19 protein-coding genes are annotated in these 18,711 nt (G+C 54.7%); 12 read left to right on the plus strand and 7 right to left on the minus strand.

From position 1 onward, the window contains the following. Positions 1-203: 203 nt before the first annotated feature. Entirely contained in the window at positions 204-1,202 is a 999-nt protein-coding gene (gene fbp / locus ACLJPQ_RS09745; RefSeq protein ID WP_000853764.1) for a class 1 fructose-bisphosphatase, read from the minus strand. Positions 1,203-1,376: 174 nt separating this feature from the next. Between fbp and mpl the strand changes: the two genes are divergently transcribed. Then, positions 1,377-2,750 (plus strand): UDP-N-acetylmuramate:L-alanyl-gamma-D-glutamyl-meso-diaminopimelate ligase, encoded by a 1,374-nt coding sequence (gene mpl, locus ACLJPQ_RS09750; protein WP_001219832.1) that lies wholly within the window; start codon positions 1,377-1,379, stop codon positions 2,748-2,750. A 106-nt stretch (positions 2,751-2,856) separates the two neighbouring features. On the opposite strand, the gene yjgA is transcribed toward mpl, so the two are convergent. Further along, positions 2,857-3,408 (minus strand): ribosome biogenesis factor YjgA, encoded by a 552-nt coding sequence (gene yjgA / locus ACLJPQ_RS09755; protein ID WP_080184880.1) that lies wholly within the window; start codon positions 3,406-3,408, stop codon positions 2,857-2,859. A gap of 95 nt (positions 3,409-3,503) precedes the next feature. Here yjgA and pmbA point away from each other — a divergent pair, with 95 nt between their 5' ends. From pmbA to ACLJPQ_RS09810, 11 genes are all read left to right on the plus strand, one after another. Next, positions 3,504-4,856: a metalloprotease PmbA gene (pmbA, locus tag ACLJPQ_RS09760; RefSeq protein WP_000852994.1), complete on the plus strand. Its 1,353-nt coding sequence runs from the start codon at positions 3,504-3,506 to the stop codon at positions 4,854-4,856. 98 nt (positions 4,857-4,954) lie between these two features. Then, a complete protein-coding gene (gene cybC / locus ACLJPQ_RS09765; protein ID WP_001232231.1) occupies positions 4,955-5,341 on the plus strand; it encodes a cytochrome b562 in 387 nt (128 codons plus the stop codon). A gap of 277 nt (positions 5,342-5,618) precedes the next feature. Next, positions 5,619-5,957: a glycine dehydrogenase gene (locus ACLJPQ_RS09770; protein ID WP_001255104.1), complete on the plus strand. Its 339-nt coding sequence runs from the start codon at positions 5,619-5,621 to the stop codon at positions 5,955-5,957. 10 nt (positions 5,958-5,967) lie between these two features. Further along, positions 5,968-6,330, plus strand: a complete 363-nt coding sequence (locus ACLJPQ_RS09775; RefSeq protein WP_000435389.1) for an SFCGS family glycine-rich protein — start codon at positions 5,968-5,970, stop codon at positions 6,328-6,330. Continuing rightward, positions 6,330-6,632, plus strand: coding sequence for a DUF4312 family protein (locus tag ACLJPQ_RS09780; protein ID WP_000975187.1), 303 nt, complete (start codon positions 6,330-6,332; stop codon positions 6,630-6,632). The genes ACLJPQ_RS09775 and ACLJPQ_RS09780 overlap by 1 nt, the downstream gene beginning before the upstream one ends. A 22-nt stretch (positions 6,633-6,654) precedes the next feature. Then, positions 6,655-7,431 (plus strand): DUF4311 domain-containing protein, encoded by a 777-nt coding sequence (locus tag ACLJPQ_RS09785; protein WP_000478578.1) that lies wholly within the window; start codon positions 6,655-6,657, stop codon positions 7,429-7,431. Between the two features lie 11 nt (positions 7,432-7,442). Next, positions 7,443-8,087, plus strand: coding sequence for a DUF4310 family protein (locus ACLJPQ_RS09790; RefSeq protein WP_000392127.1), 645 nt, complete (start codon positions 7,443-7,445; stop codon positions 8,085-8,087). Between the two features lie 58 nt (positions 8,088-8,145). Beyond that, a complete protein-coding gene (locus ACLJPQ_RS09795; RefSeq protein WP_080184881.1) occupies positions 8,146-9,279 on the plus strand; it encodes an amidohydrolase/deacetylase family metallohydrolase in 1,134 nt (377 codons plus the stop codon). After that, positions 9,263-10,381 carry a DgaE family pyridoxal phosphate-dependent ammonia lyase gene (locus tag ACLJPQ_RS09800; RefSeq protein ID WP_001139177.1) on the plus strand — a complete coding sequence of 373 codons (1,119 nt, stop codon included), beginning with the start codon at positions 9,263-9,265 and terminating at the stop codon, positions 10,379-10,381. Before ACLJPQ_RS09795 ends, ACLJPQ_RS09800 begins: the two co-directional genes overlap by 17 nt. After that, positions 10,378-11,118: a 2-dehydro-3-deoxy-phosphogluconate aldolase gene (dagF, locus tag ACLJPQ_RS09805; RefSeq protein WP_080184882.1), complete on the plus strand. Its 741-nt coding sequence runs from the start codon at positions 10,378-10,380 to the stop codon at positions 11,116-11,118. The genes ACLJPQ_RS09800 and dagF overlap by 4 nt, the downstream gene beginning before the upstream one ends. 16 nt (positions 11,119-11,134) lie before the next feature. After that, complete coding sequence (locus ACLJPQ_RS09810; protein ID WP_064013343.1) at positions 11,135-13,048, plus strand: BglG family transcription antiterminator; 1,914 nt, start codon at positions 11,135-11,137, stop codon at positions 13,046-13,048. 60 nt (positions 13,049-13,108) lie between these two features. Here ACLJPQ_RS09810 and ACLJPQ_RS09815 read toward each other — a convergent pair whose 3' ends face one another. The 5 genes from ACLJPQ_RS09815 to treC all read right to left on the minus strand — a co-directional run bounded on the left by ACLJPQ_RS09815 (position 13,109) and on the right by treC (position 18,703). Beyond that, positions 13,109-13,525: a type II toxin-antitoxin system VapC family toxin gene (locus ACLJPQ_RS09815; protein ID WP_000048134.1), complete on the minus strand. Its 417-nt coding sequence runs from the start codon at positions 13,523-13,525 to the stop codon at positions 13,109-13,111. Further along, positions 13,522-13,752 carry a type II toxin-antitoxin system VapB family antitoxin gene (gene vapB / locus ACLJPQ_RS09820; RefSeq protein ID WP_001261294.1) on the minus strand — a complete coding sequence of 77 codons (231 nt, stop codon included), beginning with the start codon at positions 13,750-13,752 and terminating at the stop codon, positions 13,522-13,524. The genes ACLJPQ_RS09815 and vapB overlap by 4 nt, the downstream gene beginning before the upstream one ends. A gap of 166 nt (positions 13,753-13,918) precedes the next feature. After that, positions 13,919-14,383, minus strand: coding sequence for an anaerobic ribonucleoside-triphosphate reductase-activating protein (gene nrdG / locus ACLJPQ_RS09825; protein WP_023232257.1), 465 nt, complete (start codon positions 14,381-14,383; stop codon positions 13,919-13,921). Between the two features lie 120 nt (positions 14,384-14,503). Further along, complete coding sequence (gene nrdD, locus ACLJPQ_RS09830) at positions 14,504-16,642, minus strand: anaerobic ribonucleoside-triphosphate reductase (protein WP_023181353.1); 2,139 nt, start codon at positions 16,640-16,642, stop codon at positions 14,504-14,506. A gap of 408 nt (positions 16,643-17,050) precedes the next feature. Then, positions 17,051-18,703: an alpha,alpha-phosphotrehalase gene (gene treC, locus ACLJPQ_RS09835; protein WP_023233270.1), complete on the minus strand. Its 1,653-nt coding sequence runs from the start codon at positions 18,701-18,703 to the stop codon at positions 17,051-17,053. Positions 18,704-18,711: the final 8 nt, after the last annotated feature.

An 18,711-nucleotide genomic window follows, 5' to 3' on the forward strand; every position in this document is an offset into this window, starting at 1 on the left:
CAAACAAGTGGCGAGTATTATAGCCAACTCACGCCGAAAGTCTTCGCTTGTTTTCGTTTCCGCCTCATCTGGCGCGTCGTTGCGGAGCATAAACGACAAAGGTTAAGAACCGGAAAAATCACGGGCCTGATAAGGCAACGCCGCCATCGGACATGTTATTGCCCAATGGCGGCTTCATGCGTTATTCCGCATGGTGGTAAAGATTACGCGTCCGGGTATTCGCGGATAAAGCGTTCCACATCGTCAACCATATGGCGGTTGCCGACGAAGAACGAGCGGCGCTGGTGCAGGCTTTCCGGAATGATATCCAGAATACGTTCTTTACCATCGCTTGCTTTGCCGCCGGCCTGTTCCGCGAGAAACGCCATCGGGTTGCACTCATACAGCAGACGCAGTTTTCCCTGCGGATGGCTGGCGGTGCTGGGGTAGAGATAGATGCCGCCTTTCAGCAGGTTGCGGTGGAAATCGGCCACCAGAGAGCCAATGTAACGTGAGGTATAAGGGCGACTTGTTGAACTATCCTCTTCCTGGCAGAATTTGATGTACTTCTTCACGCCATTCGGGAACTTAATGTAGTTGCCTTCGTTAATGGAGTAGGTTTTACCCTTTTCCGGGAAACGCATACGTTCCTGGCACAGACAGAACACGCCCAACGACGGATCGTAGGTGAAAGCGTGTACGCCGCAGCCGGTGGTGTAAACCAGCATGGTGGACGAGCCATACACGACATATCCCGCAGCGACCTGTTTGTTGCCGGGTTGCAGGAAATCTTCTTCGGTGACCGGCGTGCCGACAGGCGTCACGCGGCGATAAATCGAGAAAATCGTACCGACAGAGACGTTAACGTCGATGTTAGAAGAGCCATCCAGAGGGTCCATCAGCACCACATATTTCGCGTGTTCGCAGCCTTCAAAGACGACAATTTCGTCCTCTTCTTCCGATGCGATGCCCGCTACAATATCGCGCGCTTTTAGTGCAGCTTTCAGTTTCTCGTTCGCGAACAGATCGAGTTTCTGCTGAACCTCGCCCTGTACGTTCTCAGCACCGCTGGCACCCAGGATATCGACCAGACCGGCCTTGTTGATATCGCGGTGGATGATCTTGGCGCCCAATTTTATTGCCGACAGCAAAGCAGTGAGCTCACCGGTAGCCTGAGAGAACTCGTGCTGCTTTTCGACAATAAATTCACCTAACGTTTTCATAACACTTTCCCTGCAATTGATTGGAGTAAAGCGACCGTAACAATCTTAACAAACATTTCAGATGATGCGCTCAGGTGAATCGCGCCAGCAAAGTACAGATTTACCTGAAATGCGTTTCTCACTTGCCAGACATGTGCGTAAAATGGCTCGCAGATAAAAAAAGGATAGTGACGTATGCGCATTCATATTTTGGGAATTTGTGGCACTTTCATGGGGGGGCTGGCGATGCTGGCTCGCTCGCTTGGTCATGAAGTAACGGGTTCGGACGCCAATGTGTATCCGCCGATGAGTACCTTACTTGAGAAGCAAGGCATTGATCTGATCCAGGGTTATGACGCCAGTCAGCTCGATCCGCAGCCGGATCTGGTGATTATCGGCAATGCGATGACGCGCGGGAATCCGTGCGTGGAAGCGGTGCTGGAAAAAAACATTCCCTTTATGTCTGGTCCACAGTGGCTGCATGACTTTGTGTTGCGCGACCGCTGGGTACTGGCGGTCGCCGGTACCCACGGCAAAACCACGACCGCAGGCATGGCGACCTGGATACTGGAAGCGTGCGGGTACAAACCGGGCTTCGTGATTGGCGGCGTACCGGGCAACTTTGAGGTTTCCGCGCGCCTGGGCGAGAGCCCGTTCTTTGTTATCGAAGCGGATGAGTACGACTGCGCGTTCTTTGATAAACGTTCTAAATTTGTGCATTACTGCCCGCGTACGCTGATCCTCAACAACCTTGAGTTTGATCATGCCGACATCTTCGACGATCTGAAAGCGATCCAGAAGCAGTTCCACCACCTGGTGCGCATCGTGCCGGGGCAGGGGCGCATCATCTGGCCGGAAAACGACATCAACCTGAAACAGACCATGGCGCTGGGCTGCTGGAGCGAGCAGGAGCTGGTGGGCGAGCAGGGACACTGGCAGGCGAAGAAGCTGACTACGGATGCTTCCGAGTGGGAAGTGTGGCTGGACGGCGAAAAAGTCGGCGATGTGAAATGGGGCCTGGTCGGCGAACATAACATGCACAACGGTCTGATGGCGATTGCCGCCGCGCGCCACGTGGGCGTCGCGCCCGCAGAAGCGGCCAGTGCGCTGGGGTCATTTATTAACGCCCGCCGCCGTCTGGAGCTACGCGGTGAAGCGAACGGCGTGACGGTGTATGACGATTTTGCTCACCATCCGACGGCAATTCTGGCCACGCTGGCGGCGCTGCGCGGTAAAGTGGGCGGCACCGCGCGCATTATCGCAGTACTGGAGCCGCGCTCTAACACGATGAAGATGGGGTTATGCAAGGATGACCTGGCGCCGTCGTTAGGGCGTGCGGATGAAGTGTTCCTGCTGCAGCCGCCGCATATTCCGTGGCAAGTGGCGGAAGTCGCTGAAGCCTGCGTACAGCCTGCTCACTGGAGTGGCGATGTCGATACGCTGGCGGAAATGGTGGTGAAAACCGCACAGCCTGGCGATCACATCCTGGTGATGAGCAACGGCGGTTTCGGCGGCATCCATCAGAAATTGCTGGATGGGCTGGCGAAAAAAGCACTGGTTGTGGAGTAAAAAATGCCCGGTGGCGCTGCGCTTACCGGGCCTACAATACGTACATTCCCGTAGGCCGGATAAGGCGCCAGCGCCGCCATCCGGCAGACGCTATCAACGTGTAAAATTACCCTTCGTTTTCCGCCAGCTCGCGCAGATACTGGAAGATCTGACGCGCTGATTTCGGCGGTTTGTTGCCTTCTTTCTCTTTCTTCGCATTGCGGATCAATGAACGAAGCTGTTGACGATCGGCGTGCGGCCACAGGGCCAGTACTTCGGCTACCGCGTCATCGCCTTCGACGATCAGACGATCGCGCAGATGCTCAAGCTTGTGAAACAGCACCACCTGCTGATTATGGCGGTTCTTCAGCTTGTCCAGCGCCTGGCGAATAGGTTCAACGTCGCGTTGGCGCAGCATTTTTCCGATAAGCTGCAACTGGCGGCGGCGTCCTTCCATTTTGATTCGCTGGGCCAGTTCAATGGCGTCGCGCAGATCGGCGTCCAGCGGGATCTTATCCAGCGCGTTTTTCCCCAGATCCACCAGTTCCGCGCCCAGGCGTTTTAATTCCTCGGCATCGCGTTTAATTTCACTTTTACTGACCCAGATAATTTCTTCGTCTTCGTCTTCGATGTCATCACCGGGAACGTCGTCGAGCCAGTCTTCGGGCTGCTTTGTCATGTCAGGCTCCTTAAAAAAAGAGGCTAATGTTACCAGTTAAGATGCGCACTGAAAAACGGTTCTCTGTTAGACTTCAGAGAAACTCTCTCTACATTATGGCATTTGCAATGAAAGTAATCTCACAAGTTGAAGCGCAGCGTAAGATTCTGGAAGAAGCAGTTTCGACAGCGCTGGAGTTAGCCTCAGGCAAATCGGATGGGGCGGAAGTCGCCGTCAGCAAGACCACCGGCATTAGCGTCAGCACCCGTTATGGTGAAGTAGAGAATGTCGAATTTAATAGCGACGGCGCGCTGGGCATTACGGTGTATCACCAGAACCGCAAAGGCAGCGCCTCTTCGACGGATTTAAGCCCGCAGGCGATTGCCCGTACCGTGCAGGCCGCGCTGGATATCGCGCGTTACACGTCGCCGGACCCGTGCGCAGGCGTGGCGGACAAAGAACTGCTGGCGTTTGACGCGCCGGATCTGGACTTGTTCCACCCGGCAGAGGTTACGCCAGACGAAGCCATTGAACTGGCCGCGCGTGCGGAACAGGCTTCTCTAAAGGCGGATAAACGCATCACCAATACCGAAGGCGGGAGCTTTAACAGCCATTACGGCATTAAAGTGTTCGGCAACAGCCACGGCATGTTGCAGGGATATTGCTCTACGCGCCATTCGCTCTCAAGCTGCGTCATCGCCGAAGAGAACGGCGATATGGAGCGTGATTACGCTTACACCATCGGTCGGGCAATGGCGGATCTGCAAGCGCCGGAATGGGTCGGGGCCGAGTGCGCGCGTCGTACCTTATCCCGCCTGTCGCCGCGTAAGCTTTCCACCATGAAAGCGCCGGTCATTTTCGCCAATGAAGTGGCGACAGGGCTATTTGGTCATCTGGTCGGGGCGATTGCCGGCGGCGCGGTATACCGTAAATCCACTTTTCTGCTCGACTCGCTGGGCAAACAAATTCTGCCGGAATGGTTAACCATCGAAGAACACCCGCATCTGCTAAAAGGGCTGGCGTCTTCACCGTTCGACAGCGAAGGCGTGCGTACAGAGCGCCGGGACATTGTGAAGGATGGCGTACTGACGCAATGGTTGCTGACCAACTATTCCGCCCGCAAACTGGGGCTGAAAAGTACCGGTCATGCCGGCGGCATTCATAACTGGCGTATCGCCGGGCAGGGGCTGAACTTTGAGCAGTTGCTAAAAGAGATGGGCACCGGCCTGGTGGTGACGGAACTGATGGGCCAGGGCGTCAGCGGTATTACCGGCGACTACTCCCGCGGCGCTGCGGGATTCTGGGTTGAAAATGGTGAAATCCAGTACCCGGTAAGTGAAATTACCATTGCCGGTAATTTAAAAGAGATGTGGCGTAATATTGTCACCGTGGGTGATGATATTGAAACGCGCAGTAATATACAGTGCGGTTCGGTATTGTTACCGGAGATGAAAATCGCCGGACAATAATACCCGTCATACTTCAGGCTGCAGGCGCGTTGGCTGCCTGCAACTCGAATTATTCAGGGTATTACACTTATCGTTAATAATAAAAAAGGAAGTGAGCAATGCGTAAAAGCCTGTTAGCTATTCTTGCTGTGTCATCGCTGGTATTCGGTTCGGCTGTTTTTGCTGCCGATCTTGAAGATAATATGGATATTCTCAATGATAACCTGAAAGTTGTTGAGAAAACGGATAGTGCCCCTGAACTGAAAGCGGCATTAACCAAAATGCGCGCGGCCGCGCTGGATGCTCAAAAAGCTACGCCGCCAAAGCTGGAAGATAAAGCGCCGGATAGCCCGGAAATGAAGGATTTTCGTCACGGTTTTGACATTCTGGTCGGCCAAATTGATGGCGCGCTGAAGCTGGCGAACGAAGGTAACGTTAAAGAAGCGAAAGCGGCGGCGGAAGCGCTAAAAACCACCCGCAATACGTATCATAAAAAGTATCGTTAATCTTTGTGGGATGGCGGCTTCGCTTTATCCGCAGGTCGCCATCCGGCAAACTGTAATACCCATCACACTTTCTCACTTTATACGACAACGTTATTGTTTCGCCATTTCCTCTTTATGCCGCGATAGATCTCACACTTTCCCGGCGATAATTCATTAATGCCGCCTTTTCTGTGGCGCAGATCACCTATCCCACTCGCGTTTCCACTTCGAGGTGGAAAATAACTCGCTACAAACTTTTAACCCTTACCGCTAGTTTTATCTCATTGCCATTAACGGGGTGAGACGCGTGGATAACGGAGCAGTAAAACACGATGCTGGTGAGCGAATTAACGAACTGGCTGAACAGGTGTTAACGCAGGTGGATAGCCTGCTGGGGCGGCATCACATTGTCCCCAATGCGGTACAGACGCAAATGCTGACCTCGCACGTTCGCGCGATGGCGCACCGGTCAATTACCGGCGAGCCTTTACCGGAAGTCGATGCCAGCTTGTTTGATGAAATCTCAGCCGAATCAATGGCGCTCGCCCGCGAAATCGTGGCGGCGTTTGGCAACCTTCCTGACGAAGAAGCCTGGCTATTATCGGTACATTTTGAAGTCGCGAAAGACAACCTCTAAGGAGCAAAAAATGGAACAGATTACCGTCGTGATTGGCGATCGCCTGGGTAAAGGCCAGAAAGTAGCGGCAGGCGTGGAAAAAGCGGGCGGTCGCGCGGTCGTCGTACCGGGCGTCGCGGCAGACATGAAGCTGGGCGATGTGATGAAAGCGGAAAACGCCACCTTCGGCATTTCATTTTGCGGCAGCGGCGGCGCGGGCGCTATCACCGCGCAAAACAAGCATGGCTACAAAGCCAAATATGGAATGCGGTCAGTGGATGAAGGCGTCACCGCTATTAATGAAGGCTGCAACGTGTTGGGTTTCGGCTTTATGGATAAAGAAGAGCTCGGCGAGCGCCTGGTGCAGGCGTGGCAAAAGAAATACGGCGCCTGATGATGAAAGAGCAATTCACCACCACGGTGAGAGTAAAAGGCAAGGGCGACGCCAAAGCACGCGCCTTTGCCGATGCGCTGAACCATGTTCAGTCGGCGGTGATGAGAGAGTCGCCGTATATCTTACTGCGTATTGAGCCACAGGATGTGCGGATTGTTCAGGCGCATGAGTCGGTGCGTAAAGAGGCCTTTCTGTTTTTCTTTTTGCGCCGGGAACGACGCACTTACAGCGTGGAGCTGGATGTGACCGTCAACGTGACCGCCATCAATCTCGACAGGGTGGATTTCGTCGCGAAACGCTGATTTTTATTAAAAAGGCATAGTTATGTTCCTGATAATACTAATTAAATCGCTCATTATCGGCGCGCTGGTCGGCGTAGGGGTGGGCGCTGGGGCTGCACGCATGTTTCACGCGCCAACCACGCAGGGGATGGGCGCGTTCCGTACGTTGGGCGAACTCAACTCCTGTGAAGGCGACCCGGCATCTCACTTCTCCTTTGGGCTGGGTTTCTTCTTTAACGCCTGGGCGTCGTCTGTGGCGGCCGGATCGTTCACCCAGGATGTCGATCACCGCATCATCCCTAACTGGGGCGCGGCGGCGCTAATGATCAAAAACCGTAACGTCGGCGAGACGCTGCACGACCCGAAAAAAATGGCGATCGCCTGCGCCGTCATCGGCATGATTGTCGTAACGTTCCTTAACCTGACCGCCTCATCCGTGCCAGAAGCGCTACAGGTGACGGCGGTTAAGGTGCTGGTACCGGCGGCAAACCTGCTGGTCAACATCGTCATGCCTGTGATCTTCTGGTTAGCGGCGATCGACGCTGGTAAAAAATCGGGCTTCTGGGCCACCGTTTTCGGCGGCGCGGCGCAGCTCATCATGGGGAACGCCGTACCGGGGCTGGTGCTGGGTATTTTGATCGGTAAAGGCGTAGAAGAGAGCGGCTGGAACCATGTCACCAAAGTGATGATGGTCGCCATCGTTTTGCTGTTTGTGTTGAGCGGCTTCTTCCGCGGCTTCGACATGAAAATGATCGAGTCTTTCAACATGACGGTACCGAACTGGCTTGAACTGATCCACAACTCGCTCAGCGGCAAATAACGGAGGCCACAATGGAAGAGAATAAAGGTTTTTGGTATGCCGACTGGTCGTTCCCGATCTTTGTTGGCCTGCTCTCCTCCGGCGTTTTCGCCGGGACGCATATGTACTATCTGTACGGTATCGGCGCATTTAACGAAGTTGCTTTTGTGGCGATGTTGAAAGCGGGGATGGATACCGGCGTCTACGGCGCGGTCGCCGCTTTCGGCGCCAGCTTTTTATTTGCCCGCATTATCGAAGGTTCGCTGGTCGGAATTCTGGATATCGGCGGGGCAATTCAGACCGGCGTGGGCTTAGGGGTTCCGGCGTTACTGCTGGGAGCCGGCTTTGTCTTCCCGGTGGCGAACTTTATCGCTTCGCTGATAACCGGTCTGGTGATTGGCCTGGCGATTGGCTACATCATTATTCTGGCGCGTAAGTTCACCATCAATCAGAGCGACTCCACGTACGGGGCGGACGTCATGATGGGGGCCGGTAACACTTCAGGCCGTTTTCTGGGGCCGTTGATTATCCTCAGCGCCATGACGGCATCGATTCCTATTGGTCTGGGCTCTCTGGTGGGTGCGCTGCTGTTTTATATCTGGCAGAAGCCGATTACCGGCGGCGCGATTTTAGGCGCGATGATCCTCGGTTCCATCTTCCCGATTGCGATTAGCTAACTGTTGATTTGTAGGCCGGATAAGGCGGTTGCGCCGCCATCCGGCAAAGGAGAGAACGATGTTTGATTTACTCCTGCGCCATGCGCGTCTGGTCGATGACACGCTGACTAATATTGCCCTGCAAGATGGCAAAATCGCGGCGTTGGGTGACGTTGATGGTCCGGCGGTGAAAACCATTGACCTGCGCGGCGAGTGTTACGTTAGTGCGGGTTGGATTGATTCTCACGTTCACTGCTACCCAAAATCGCCGATTTACCATGACGAACCGGACAGCGTGGGTATTGCCACTGGCGTTACCACAGTGGTGGATGCAGGCAGCACTGGCGCAGATGATATTGATGATTTTTACACCCTGACCCGTGATGCGGCCACCGACGTTTATGCGCTATTAAATATTTCACGCGTTGGGCTTATTGCCCAAAACGAGCTGGCTAACATGGCCAATATTGACGCCGATGCGGTCCGGCAGGCGGTAAAACGCCATCCGGATTTTATCGTCGGCCTCAAGGCGCGGATGAGCAGCAGCGTGGTAGGCGTTAACGGCATCACGCCGCTGGAACGCGCTAAAGCCATGCAGCAAGAAAACGGCAACCTGCCGCTGATGGTACATATTGGCAATAACCCGCCGGATCTGGACGAAATAGCGGAGCGTCTGACGGCGGGCGATATCATTACCCACTGTTACAACGGTAAGCCGAACCGTATTCTGACGCCGGAAGGCGAGCTGCGCGCCTCGGTGACACGAGCGCTGGCGCGCGGCGTGCGTCTAGACGTTGGACATGGTACCGCCAGTCTGAGCTTTGCGATGGCGAAACGCGCCATTAGCCTGGGGATTTTACCGCATACCATCAGTTCTGATATCTACTGCCGTAACCGCATCAATGGCCCGGTGCATTCGCTGGCTAATGTGATGTCGAAATTCCTCGCCATCGGCATGTCGCTGCCGCAGGTCATTGCGTGCGTGACGGCCAATGCCGCCGATAGCCTGAATCTGAAAACCAAAGGTCGTCTTCAGCCGGGTCTGGATGCCGACCTGACCCTCTTTACGCTTAAACGCCAGCCCACCGTGTTGGTAGACGCGGAAAACGACAGCTTACAGACTGAAGAATTGCTGACGCCGCTTGCCGCGATACGCGCAGGCAAGGGCTATATGACCGAACAAGGGAGCGCGGAACATGCCTTCGATTTTTGAGAAGTATCAATTAAAACAGGTGATTAACGCCTCCGGACGTATGACGGCGCTCGGCGTCTCTACGCCGCGCCCGGAAGTGATAGACGCGGCGATGGCCGGAATGAATCAGTATTTCGAGATGAAAGATCTGGTGAATAAAACCGGCGAGTACATTGCGAAATTGCTGGAGGTGGAAGGGGCGACGGTAGTCTCCTGCGCCAGTGCGGGCCTTGCCCAGTCGGTTGCCGCGGTCCTGGTTCAGGACAGTGACTGGCTGCTGGAAAACCTGCACGTTACACCGATTGAAAATAACGAAATCGTCCTGCCAAAGGGCCACAACGTCAACTTTGGCGCGCCGGTGGGAACGATGGTGGCGCTGGGCGGCGGCAAACTGGTGGAAGCCGGTTACGCCAACGAATGTTCCGCCGCGCAGTTGGCGGCGGCCATTACGCCGCGCACGGCGGCTATTCTCTATATCAAATCTCACCACTGCGTGCAGAAAAGTATGCTCAGCGTGGAGCAGGCTGCGGTGGTGGCGCGCACGCATAATCTCCCGCTGATTGTGGACGCGGCGGCGGAAGAAGATTTGCAGTGCTACTACCGCGTGGGCGCAGATCTCGTTATCTATAGCGGCGCGAAAGCGATTGAAGGGCCGACCAGCGGGCTGGTGATTGGCAAAACGCAGTATGTTGAGTGGGTAAAACGTCAGTCAGCGGGCATTGGCCGGGCGATGAAGGTCGGCAAAGAAGGAATTGTTGGCCTGACCTGCGCCATTGAATTGTACCTGCGGGCGCAAAAAGAGAGCGGCGCGGAGATGGTAGAAAAAATGGCGCCCTTTATCGACACGTTGAACACGTTTAACGGCGTCAGCGCCCGCGTGGTGTGGGACAGCGCCGGACGCGACATCGCGCGCACGGAAATTAAGTTTGATGAAGCCGTTACCGGCATCGCCACTGGCGACCTGGTCGACGCACTGAAGCAAGGGGAATACGCGATTTACTTTCGCGGATACAAAGCCAACGAAGGGATTATTGAAGCGGATGTCCGCAGCGTCGATCGCGCGCAGTTAGCGATTGTGGCGCGTCGTATTGGTGAGGTGATTAATCAGGAGAAAAAAGCATGAAACTGACCCCTAACTTTTACCGCGATCGCGTTTGCCTGAACGTACTGGCCGGTTCGAAAGATAACGCCCGGGAAATCTACGCGGCGGCGGAAGGTCATGTGCTGGTTGGCGTGCTCTCCAAAAACTATCCGGATGTGGTAAGCGCAGTCGCGGATATGCGTGAATATGCGGCGCTTATCGACAATGCGCTCTCCGTCGGACTGGGGGCAGGCGATCCTAACCAGTCGGCGATGGTGAGCGAAATCTCGCGTCAGGTACAGCCGCAGCATGTCAACCAGGTGTTTACCGGCGTAGGGGCCAGCCGGGCGCTGCTGAGGCAAAATGAGACGGTGGTGAACGGTCTTGTCTCGCCGACCGGCACGCCGGGACTGGTGAAAATTTCCACCGGCCCGCTAAGCAGCCGCGCGCCGGACGGCATCGTACCCATAGAAACGGCGATTGCGCTACTCAAAGACATGGGCGGCAGCTCCGTTAAATACTTTCCGATGGGAGGGCTCACCTGTCGCGACGAGTATAAAGCGGTGGCTGACGCCTGCGCCCGCCATGATTTCTGGCTGGAACCGACGGGCGGTATCGATCTGGAAAACTTCGCCGAGATTCTGCACATCGCCCTTGATGCAGGTGTAAGCAAAATCATTCCTCACATTTATAGTTCGATTATTGATAAGGTGAGCGGCAACACCCGTGCGGACGATGTGCGTCAGTTACTCGCTATCGTCCGGTCGCGTGTCGGCTAATCATGAGGAGAGAGACGTGCGATTCCCCAACCAACGTTTAGCGCAGCTATTTGCGATGCTGCAAAACGAGACGCTGCCGCAGGACGAGCTGGCGCAGCGGTTGTCGGTCTCCACGCGTACTGTTCGGGCGGATATCGCCGCGCTGAACATGCTGCTGACGCCGCATGGCGCGCAATTTACTCTCAGCCGCGGCAACGGGTATCAGCTCAAAATTGATGATCCGGCACGTTATCAATCCCTGCAAACGCAGCAATCTCCCGCCCTGGCGCGCGGTCCGCGCACCAGCCAGGAGCGGATACACTATTTGCTGGCGCGTTTTTTAACCTCCGCCTTCTCGCTGAAGCTGGAGGATTTGGCAGATGAATGGTTTGTCAGCCGTGCGACGCTGCAGAACGACATGGCGGACGTGCGCGAGCATTTGCAGCGTTATCATCTGACGCTGGAAACGCGTCCGCGTCATGGCATGAAATTGTTTGGCGGAGAGATGGCGATTCGCGCCTGTCTGACCGACCTTTTATGGACGCTGGCGCAGCAGGAGCCCTCCCATCCGTTAATTGTTAGTACCACGCTGAACACCGAGGTGTCTCAACGGCTGCAGTCTCTTTTGCCGGATATTTTCTCTCATTGTCAAATCCGCCTGACCGATGAGGGCGAGCTGTTTCTGCGTTTGTACTGCGCGGTGGCGGTACGGCGTATTCGCGAGGGGTATCCGTTATCGGAATGCGTGGCAGAGGAGGTCGATGAAAAAGTGCGCCATGCGGCGCATGAGATTGCGGAGCTACTACAACAGCTTGCCGACAAGCCGCTGTCGGAGCCGGAAGTAAGCTGGCTGAAGGTGCATATTGCCGCCCGCCAGGTACAGGAGATTGCCCCCAGCGCCATTAATGCCGATGATGAAGAGGCGCTGGTGCGCTATATCCTCAATTTTATTAATACCCAGTACAACTATAACCTGTTGAATGATAAACAGCTTCACGCGGACTTGCTGACCCACATCAAAACGATGATCACCCGCGTGCGCTACCAGATCATGATCCCCAACCCACTACTGGAAAATATTAAGCAGCACTATCCGATGGCGTGGGATATGACGTTGGCGGCGATATCGAGTTGGGGGAAATACACGCCGTATACCATTAGCGAAAACGAAATCGGTTTTCTGGTGCTGCATATTGGCGTTGGGCTGGAACGTAGTTACAACATTGGCTACCAGCGGCAGCCACAGGTACTGCTGGTGTGCGATGCTGGTAATGCGATGGTGCGGATGATTGAAGCGGTACTGGCGCGGAAATACCCGCAGATTGAGATTGCCCGCACTCTGACGCTACGCGACTATGAGGCGCGGGACAGCATTGTGGAGGATTTTGTGATTTCCACAGCGCGGATCGGCGAAAAAGATAAACCGGTCATTATGATCGCCCCCTTTCCTACCGACTATCAATTGGAGCAGATCGGTAAGCTGGTGCTGGTGGACAGAACCCGTCCGTGGATGCTGGATAAATATTTCGATGCCTCGCATTTTCGCATTGTGGAAGGGGAAATAGATCAACAGACGCTGTTTAAAACGCTGTGCGATCAGTTGCACGAGGAAGGCTTTGTTGATGCGGCGTTTCTCGATTCGGTTATTGAACGTGAAGCTATCGTCAGTACGTTATTAGGCGACGGGATTGCCTTGCCACACGCGCTGGGGCTGCTGGCGAAGAAAACGGTGGTTTATACGGTGCTCGCGCCGCAGGGGATTGCCTGGGGTGATGAAACGGCGCACGTTATTTTTTTACTCGCCATCAGCAAAAGTGAATATGAAGAGGCGATGGCCATCTACGATATTTTCGTCACTTTCCTGCGCGAACGCGCCATGACGCGCCTCTGCGCATGTCAGAATTTTACGCAATTTAAAACGGTCGCGATGGAGTGTGTGAGTCGTTTTTGACACTTTCCCGTCACGTCATTGTTAAGAAGATTTATGTACTTGTCGGTATGCCAGCACGGGTTATTTTACCCAATCTTCGTACTGCAAACCCGGTACCCGCTCAAACTCCCTCACGTTATTAGTGACCAGTATCGCACCGGACGCAATGGCATGGCCGGCGATAGCCGCATCGTTTGATCCAATCGGCGTACCGGCGGCGGCCAGTACGGCACGGATCTCTGTGGTGGCATCCACTGCCGCCCGGTCCCAGGCCAGCACGGCATCCAGGCGACTACAGAATGCATCAACCAGTTGGGCATGGCGCGGCGAGGCCTTTTTGCCCGTACAGCCAAAACGCATTTCGGCGTAGGTAATCGCCGACACCACAATACGATGGCGGCGCAGCACTGCCTGCTCAAGGCGTTTCAGCACAGCTTCCGGCTGTTCGCGCATAATGAAAGAACAGATGCAGGTATCCAGCATGTAGGTTTTACTCATAGTTCAAAGCGTCCCTCATCGCTGATGATGTCTTCGCGTTCCGTCAGAAAGTCTGGGCTGGCTTTTTCCTCATGACGGAATGATCCCCAGGAAGGGCGGGCGGGGCGCAGTATAATCGTGTCGCCTTCGCGGAAGATTTCAAGTTCGTTGACGCCGTCAAAATCCAGATCGCGTGGAAGGCGGATCGCGCGGTTATTGCCATTTTTAAATACAGATACGGTTCGCATGGTCGTCTCCTGCCCTTGTGGGCGTGATGTTATAGGCCAGTGTCGGAGTTAATTATATGCCTGTGCGTGACATATGTATAGGCATATGCATATACCTGTAAGCAGGAGGCGAAAGAAGGGCGTAAAAGTAGCGGACGAGTAACGGTTTTGACCCAATATCCCCGCATCAACGCAAATGATGCACTACCTGGTTGCTGCTACCGCGCCAGATAAGCGCCGGGTCTTTCAGATCCTGCACAAATTTGCCATCGACCAGCACGTTGATGAGATTGACCACCTGCATTTGCGCGGCGTTGAGTTCATCAAGCTTGTAGCCAGTCCACACCCAGATATCTTTCCCCGGGCACTCTGCGCGGATGCGTTGTACCAGTGCCAGGATATCCGGTACGTTTTGCGGATGCAGCGGATCGCCGCCCGACAGCGAGATCCCCTGACGGTGAATGCGCGTGTCGTTCAGATCGGCAATGATCTTATCTTCCACCTCTTTGGTAAACGGCTGGCCGGAATTGAGCCGCCAGGTGCTTTTGTTATAGCAGCCAGGGCATTCGTGCACGCACCCTGACACAAACAGGGTGCAGCGGGTGCCGGGGCCGTTAACGATGTCTACGGGATAGTATTGATGGTAGCGCATAGCGGGTGTCCAGAAAGCATGTAGGCCGGATAAGGTGCTTGCACCGCATCCGGCAACATTGTGATGCCTGATGACGACGCGATTGCGTCTTATCAGGCCTACGGTCTTTGCAAACGGAAATTAACCGATCTGCCCATTGCCTAAATGCTTCACGCGGCGCTTCACTTCTTCCTGCTTACCGGCGTTAAACGGACGCGCGTCCGGGCTGCCTAAATAACCGCACACGCGGCGGGTGACCGAGACGCGCGCGGCATCGTGGTTGCCGCATTTCGGGCAGGTGAAACCTTTACTGGTACATTCGAACTCGCCGGTAAAGCCGCACTCGTAGCATTCATCGATCGGCGTGTTGGTGCCGTAATACGGTACATGCTGATAGCTGTAATCCCAGACATCTTCCAGCGCTTTCAGGTTGTGCTGAATGTTCGGGTATTCGCCGTAACAAATGAAACCCCCGTTCGCCAGCGGCGGATACGGCGCTTCGAAATCGATTTTGTCGTACGGGTTGACCTTCTTCTCCACGTCGAGGTGGAAGCTGTTGGTGTAGTAACCTTTATCGGTTACGCCCGGCACCACGCCGAACTCGGCGGTATCCAGACGGCAGAAGCGGTCACAGAGGTTTTCACTTGGCGTGCTGTACAGACTAAAGCCGTAGCCGGTCTCGTCTTTCCACTGATCCACGGCCTGGCGCAGACGCTCCACAATTGCAATGCCTTTAGCGCGAAGCTGCTCGCTGTCGTACAGGTGTTCGCCGCCGAACAGCGCGTTAATGGTTTCATGGATACCAATGTAGCCCAGAGAGATGGACGCACGACCATTTTTAAAGATTTCAGACACGTCATCGTCCGCTTTCAGCCGCACGCCGCAGGCGCCTTCCATATACAGGATAGGCGCGACGCGGGCTTTCACGCCTTCAAGGCGGGCGATACGGGTCATCAGCGCCTTCCGCGCCAGCGCCAGACGTTCATCCAGCAGTCTCCAGAATGCGGTTTCGTCGCCTTTTGCTTCCAGCGCGATGCGCGGCAGGTTAAGGCTAATCACGCCCAGGTTGTTACGACCGTCGTGGATCTGCTCGCCGTTTTCGTTCTCCCACACGCCGAGGAAGCTGCGGCAGCCCATTGGCGTTTTGAACGAACCGGTGACTTTGACCACCTGATCGTAGTTGAGGATGTCCGGATACATGCGCTTGCTCGCGCACTCCAGCGCCAGTTGTTTAATGTCGTAGTTCGGATCGCCAAACTTGTGGTTCAAACCGTCGCGGATAGCGAAGACCAGTTTCGGGAACACGGCGGTTTTGCGATTTTTACCCAGACCGGCGATACGGTTACGCAAAATAGACGCCTGGATCAGACGCGACTCCCAACTGGTGCCGAGGCCAAAACCAAAGGTCACGAAAGGCGTCTGGCCGTTAGCGGTGTGCAGCGTGTTAACTTCGTATTCCAGCGACTGGAAGGCGTCGTAGCACTCTTTTTCGGTGCGAGAACGCGCATACCCTTCGGCATCCGGGATCTGCCACTCATCGGCGGTTTTGCGGTGCTTGTTGTAGCTTTCGGTGACAAACGGCGCCAGCACTTCGTCGATACGGTTAATGGTGGTGCCACCATAAATATGGCTGGCGACCTGCGCGATAATCTGCGCGGTAACGGCAGTGGCGGTAGAGATAGATTTTGGCGGTTCGATCTCGGCGTTGCCCATCTTAAAGCCCTGGGTCAACATGCCTTTCAGGTCGATCAACATACAGTTGAACATCGGGAAGAACGGCGAATAGTCGAGATCGTGATAGTGGATATCGCCGCGCTCATGCGCTTGTACTACGTCACGCGGCAACAGGTGCTGGCGGGCATAGTGTTTGGCGACAATCCCGGCCAGCAAATCGCGCTGGGTGGGAATGACTTTACTGTCTTTGTTGGCGTTTTCATTGAGCAACGCGGAGTTAGTTTGCTCTACCAGGCCGCGAATTTCCTGGTTCAGACGACCACGCTTTTCACGCTGAATGTCGCGATCGTGACGGTATTCGATGTAGGCGCGGGCAAGCTGTTTGTACGGGCCGGACATCAGTTGGTTTTCAACCGCAGTCTGGATCTCGTTAATATCCACCTGACTGCGCGCGTTCATTTGGCTGCTAACGACTTCTGCGACGGTGGCACAGTAATCTGCGTCATCGACTCCCGCTGCTTTAGCTGCACGTAGAATGGCTTCCTTAATGCGCTCTGATTTGAATGGCACTTTACAGCCATCTCGTTTCATCACATGCGGTGTCATGATCACTCCATATTTGTAAGAACAGGTTATCCACAGAGGCCGGGGAAGCCATAACAGGTTTATTCATCTCTTTTCCAATGACTTCCCGCAATCCTGACCCAGGTTATCCACAATTCACCTTGTGTCGAGTGAACAGGTGTTGTAGCAATTGTAGTCAATTAATACAACATATTGGGTCGGCGTGCATTTTAAAGTCTATATGTAGTGATTTGCATCAAGGATGTTTGCAATTTTATTGATGTAGAACAAGGTAAAAATCAGAGCGTACAGATGGCGGGCGCTGTAGCGTTTGTAAAAGATAGCAAGAAAAATCTGATTAATTATTCAACAAAAACAGTTAGTAACCTGGAGCAACGCCACAGCCCGTGTCAATAGGTTTGTGGCGTTTATCCGTATAAGGACGTCGCGTTAGCGTTGTAACCACCAGATGGCTTCAAATGGGCGGAGCGTCATCGCCGCTGGCTGGCTGGCGACCTCGCCATAATTGTGCAGTAGCGCCTGCCACTGTCCTTTGATATGCGGCGGATGCCACTCCTGACACTGGTCGCTCAGATTGGCGACGACCAGCAGGGTTTGCCCCTGCCACTGGCGGCGATAACACCATACTGATGGGCTATCCAAGAGGAGATCCTGATAATCGCCCCAGATCAGTACAGGCTGGGTTTTACGTAGCGCAATCAGCTTTTGATAGGTGTAAAACACTGAGTTTTTATCGCGTAATGCCGCCGCGACGTTAACCTCCGTATAGTTATCGCACAGGCTTATCCACGGCTCGCCCTGGGTGAAACCGGCGTTTTTACCGTGGTCCCACTGCATCGGCGTGCGGCTGTTGTCGCGGGATTTACTGGCCAGGATAGCCAGTAGTTCGTCGGGGTCGCGTCCGGCGGCGCGTAGCGCGGCAAACATGTTATGGCTTTCCACGTCGCGATAATCGGTGATGCGGGTAAAGTGTGGGTTGGTCATGCCGATTTCTTCGCCCTGATAGATATAAGGCGTCCCTTGCATACCGTGCAGCGCCATCGCCAACATTTTCGCGGCTGGAACCCGGTATTCACCCTCGTCGCCAAAGCGGGAAACGATGCGCGGCTGATCGTGATTACACCAGAATAACGCGTTCCAGGCGACGTTATGCATTCCCTGTTGCCAGTGGCGGAACAACGCTTTCAGCGCCACATAATCAGGTTTTGCCAGCGTCCACTTTTCGCCATTGGGGTAATCCACCTTCAGATGATGAAAATTGAAGGTCATCGAGAGTTCGTCGCCGCTAAGCGCGGCATATTGCTGGCAGTTTTCCAGCGTGGTAGAGGACATTTCGCCTACCGTCATCAGATTACGCGGTGTAAAAACGTCACGGTTCATTTCGCGTAAAAACGTATGCGCGCGCGGCCCGTCGGTATAAAAGCGGCGTCCGTCGCCCGTCGGATCGTCAGGAAAATCCTGATCTTTGGCGATCAGGTTCACCACGTCCAGACGCAGGCCATCCACGCCGCGATCGGCCCAGAATTCGCAGACCTTTTTCAGCTCGGCGCGCACGGCGGGGTTTTCCCAGTTCAGGTCGGCCTGTTCAGGCGCGAAAAGGTGTAAATAATATTGTTCGCTCTGGCTATGCCAGCGCCAGGCGCTGCCGCCAAATTTGGATTGCCAGTTATTCGGGCAGACATCCGGCGTGCCATCGCGCCAGATATAAAACTGACGGTATGGGCTCTCTTTGTTCAGCGCTTCGCGAAACCAGGCGTGCTGGGTAGAAGTATGGTTAAACACCATATCCAGGATGATGCGAATACCGCGTGCTTTCGCCTGCGCGACCAGCTCGTCAAAATCATCCAGCGTGCCGTAGGTCGGGTCGATAGCCGTATAATTTGCGACGTCATAACCGTTATCCACCTGTGGCGAGATATAAAACGGCGTGAGCCAGATGGCATCTACGCCGAGTCGCTGTAGATAGTCAAGGTGCTGCGTGACGCCGCGTAAATCGCCGGTGCCGCTGCCGGTCGTGTCCTGAAAACTTTTCGGGTAGATCTGATAAATAACGCCGTTTTGCCACCAGAGGGGAATAGTCATTGTAGTTT

Origin of the sequence: Salmonella sp. SAL04213 (assembly GCF_046550535.1) — a bacterium.
Taxonomy (GTDB): Bacteria; Pseudomonadota; Gammaproteobacteria; order Enterobacterales; family Enterobacteriaceae; genus Salmonella; species Salmonella enterica.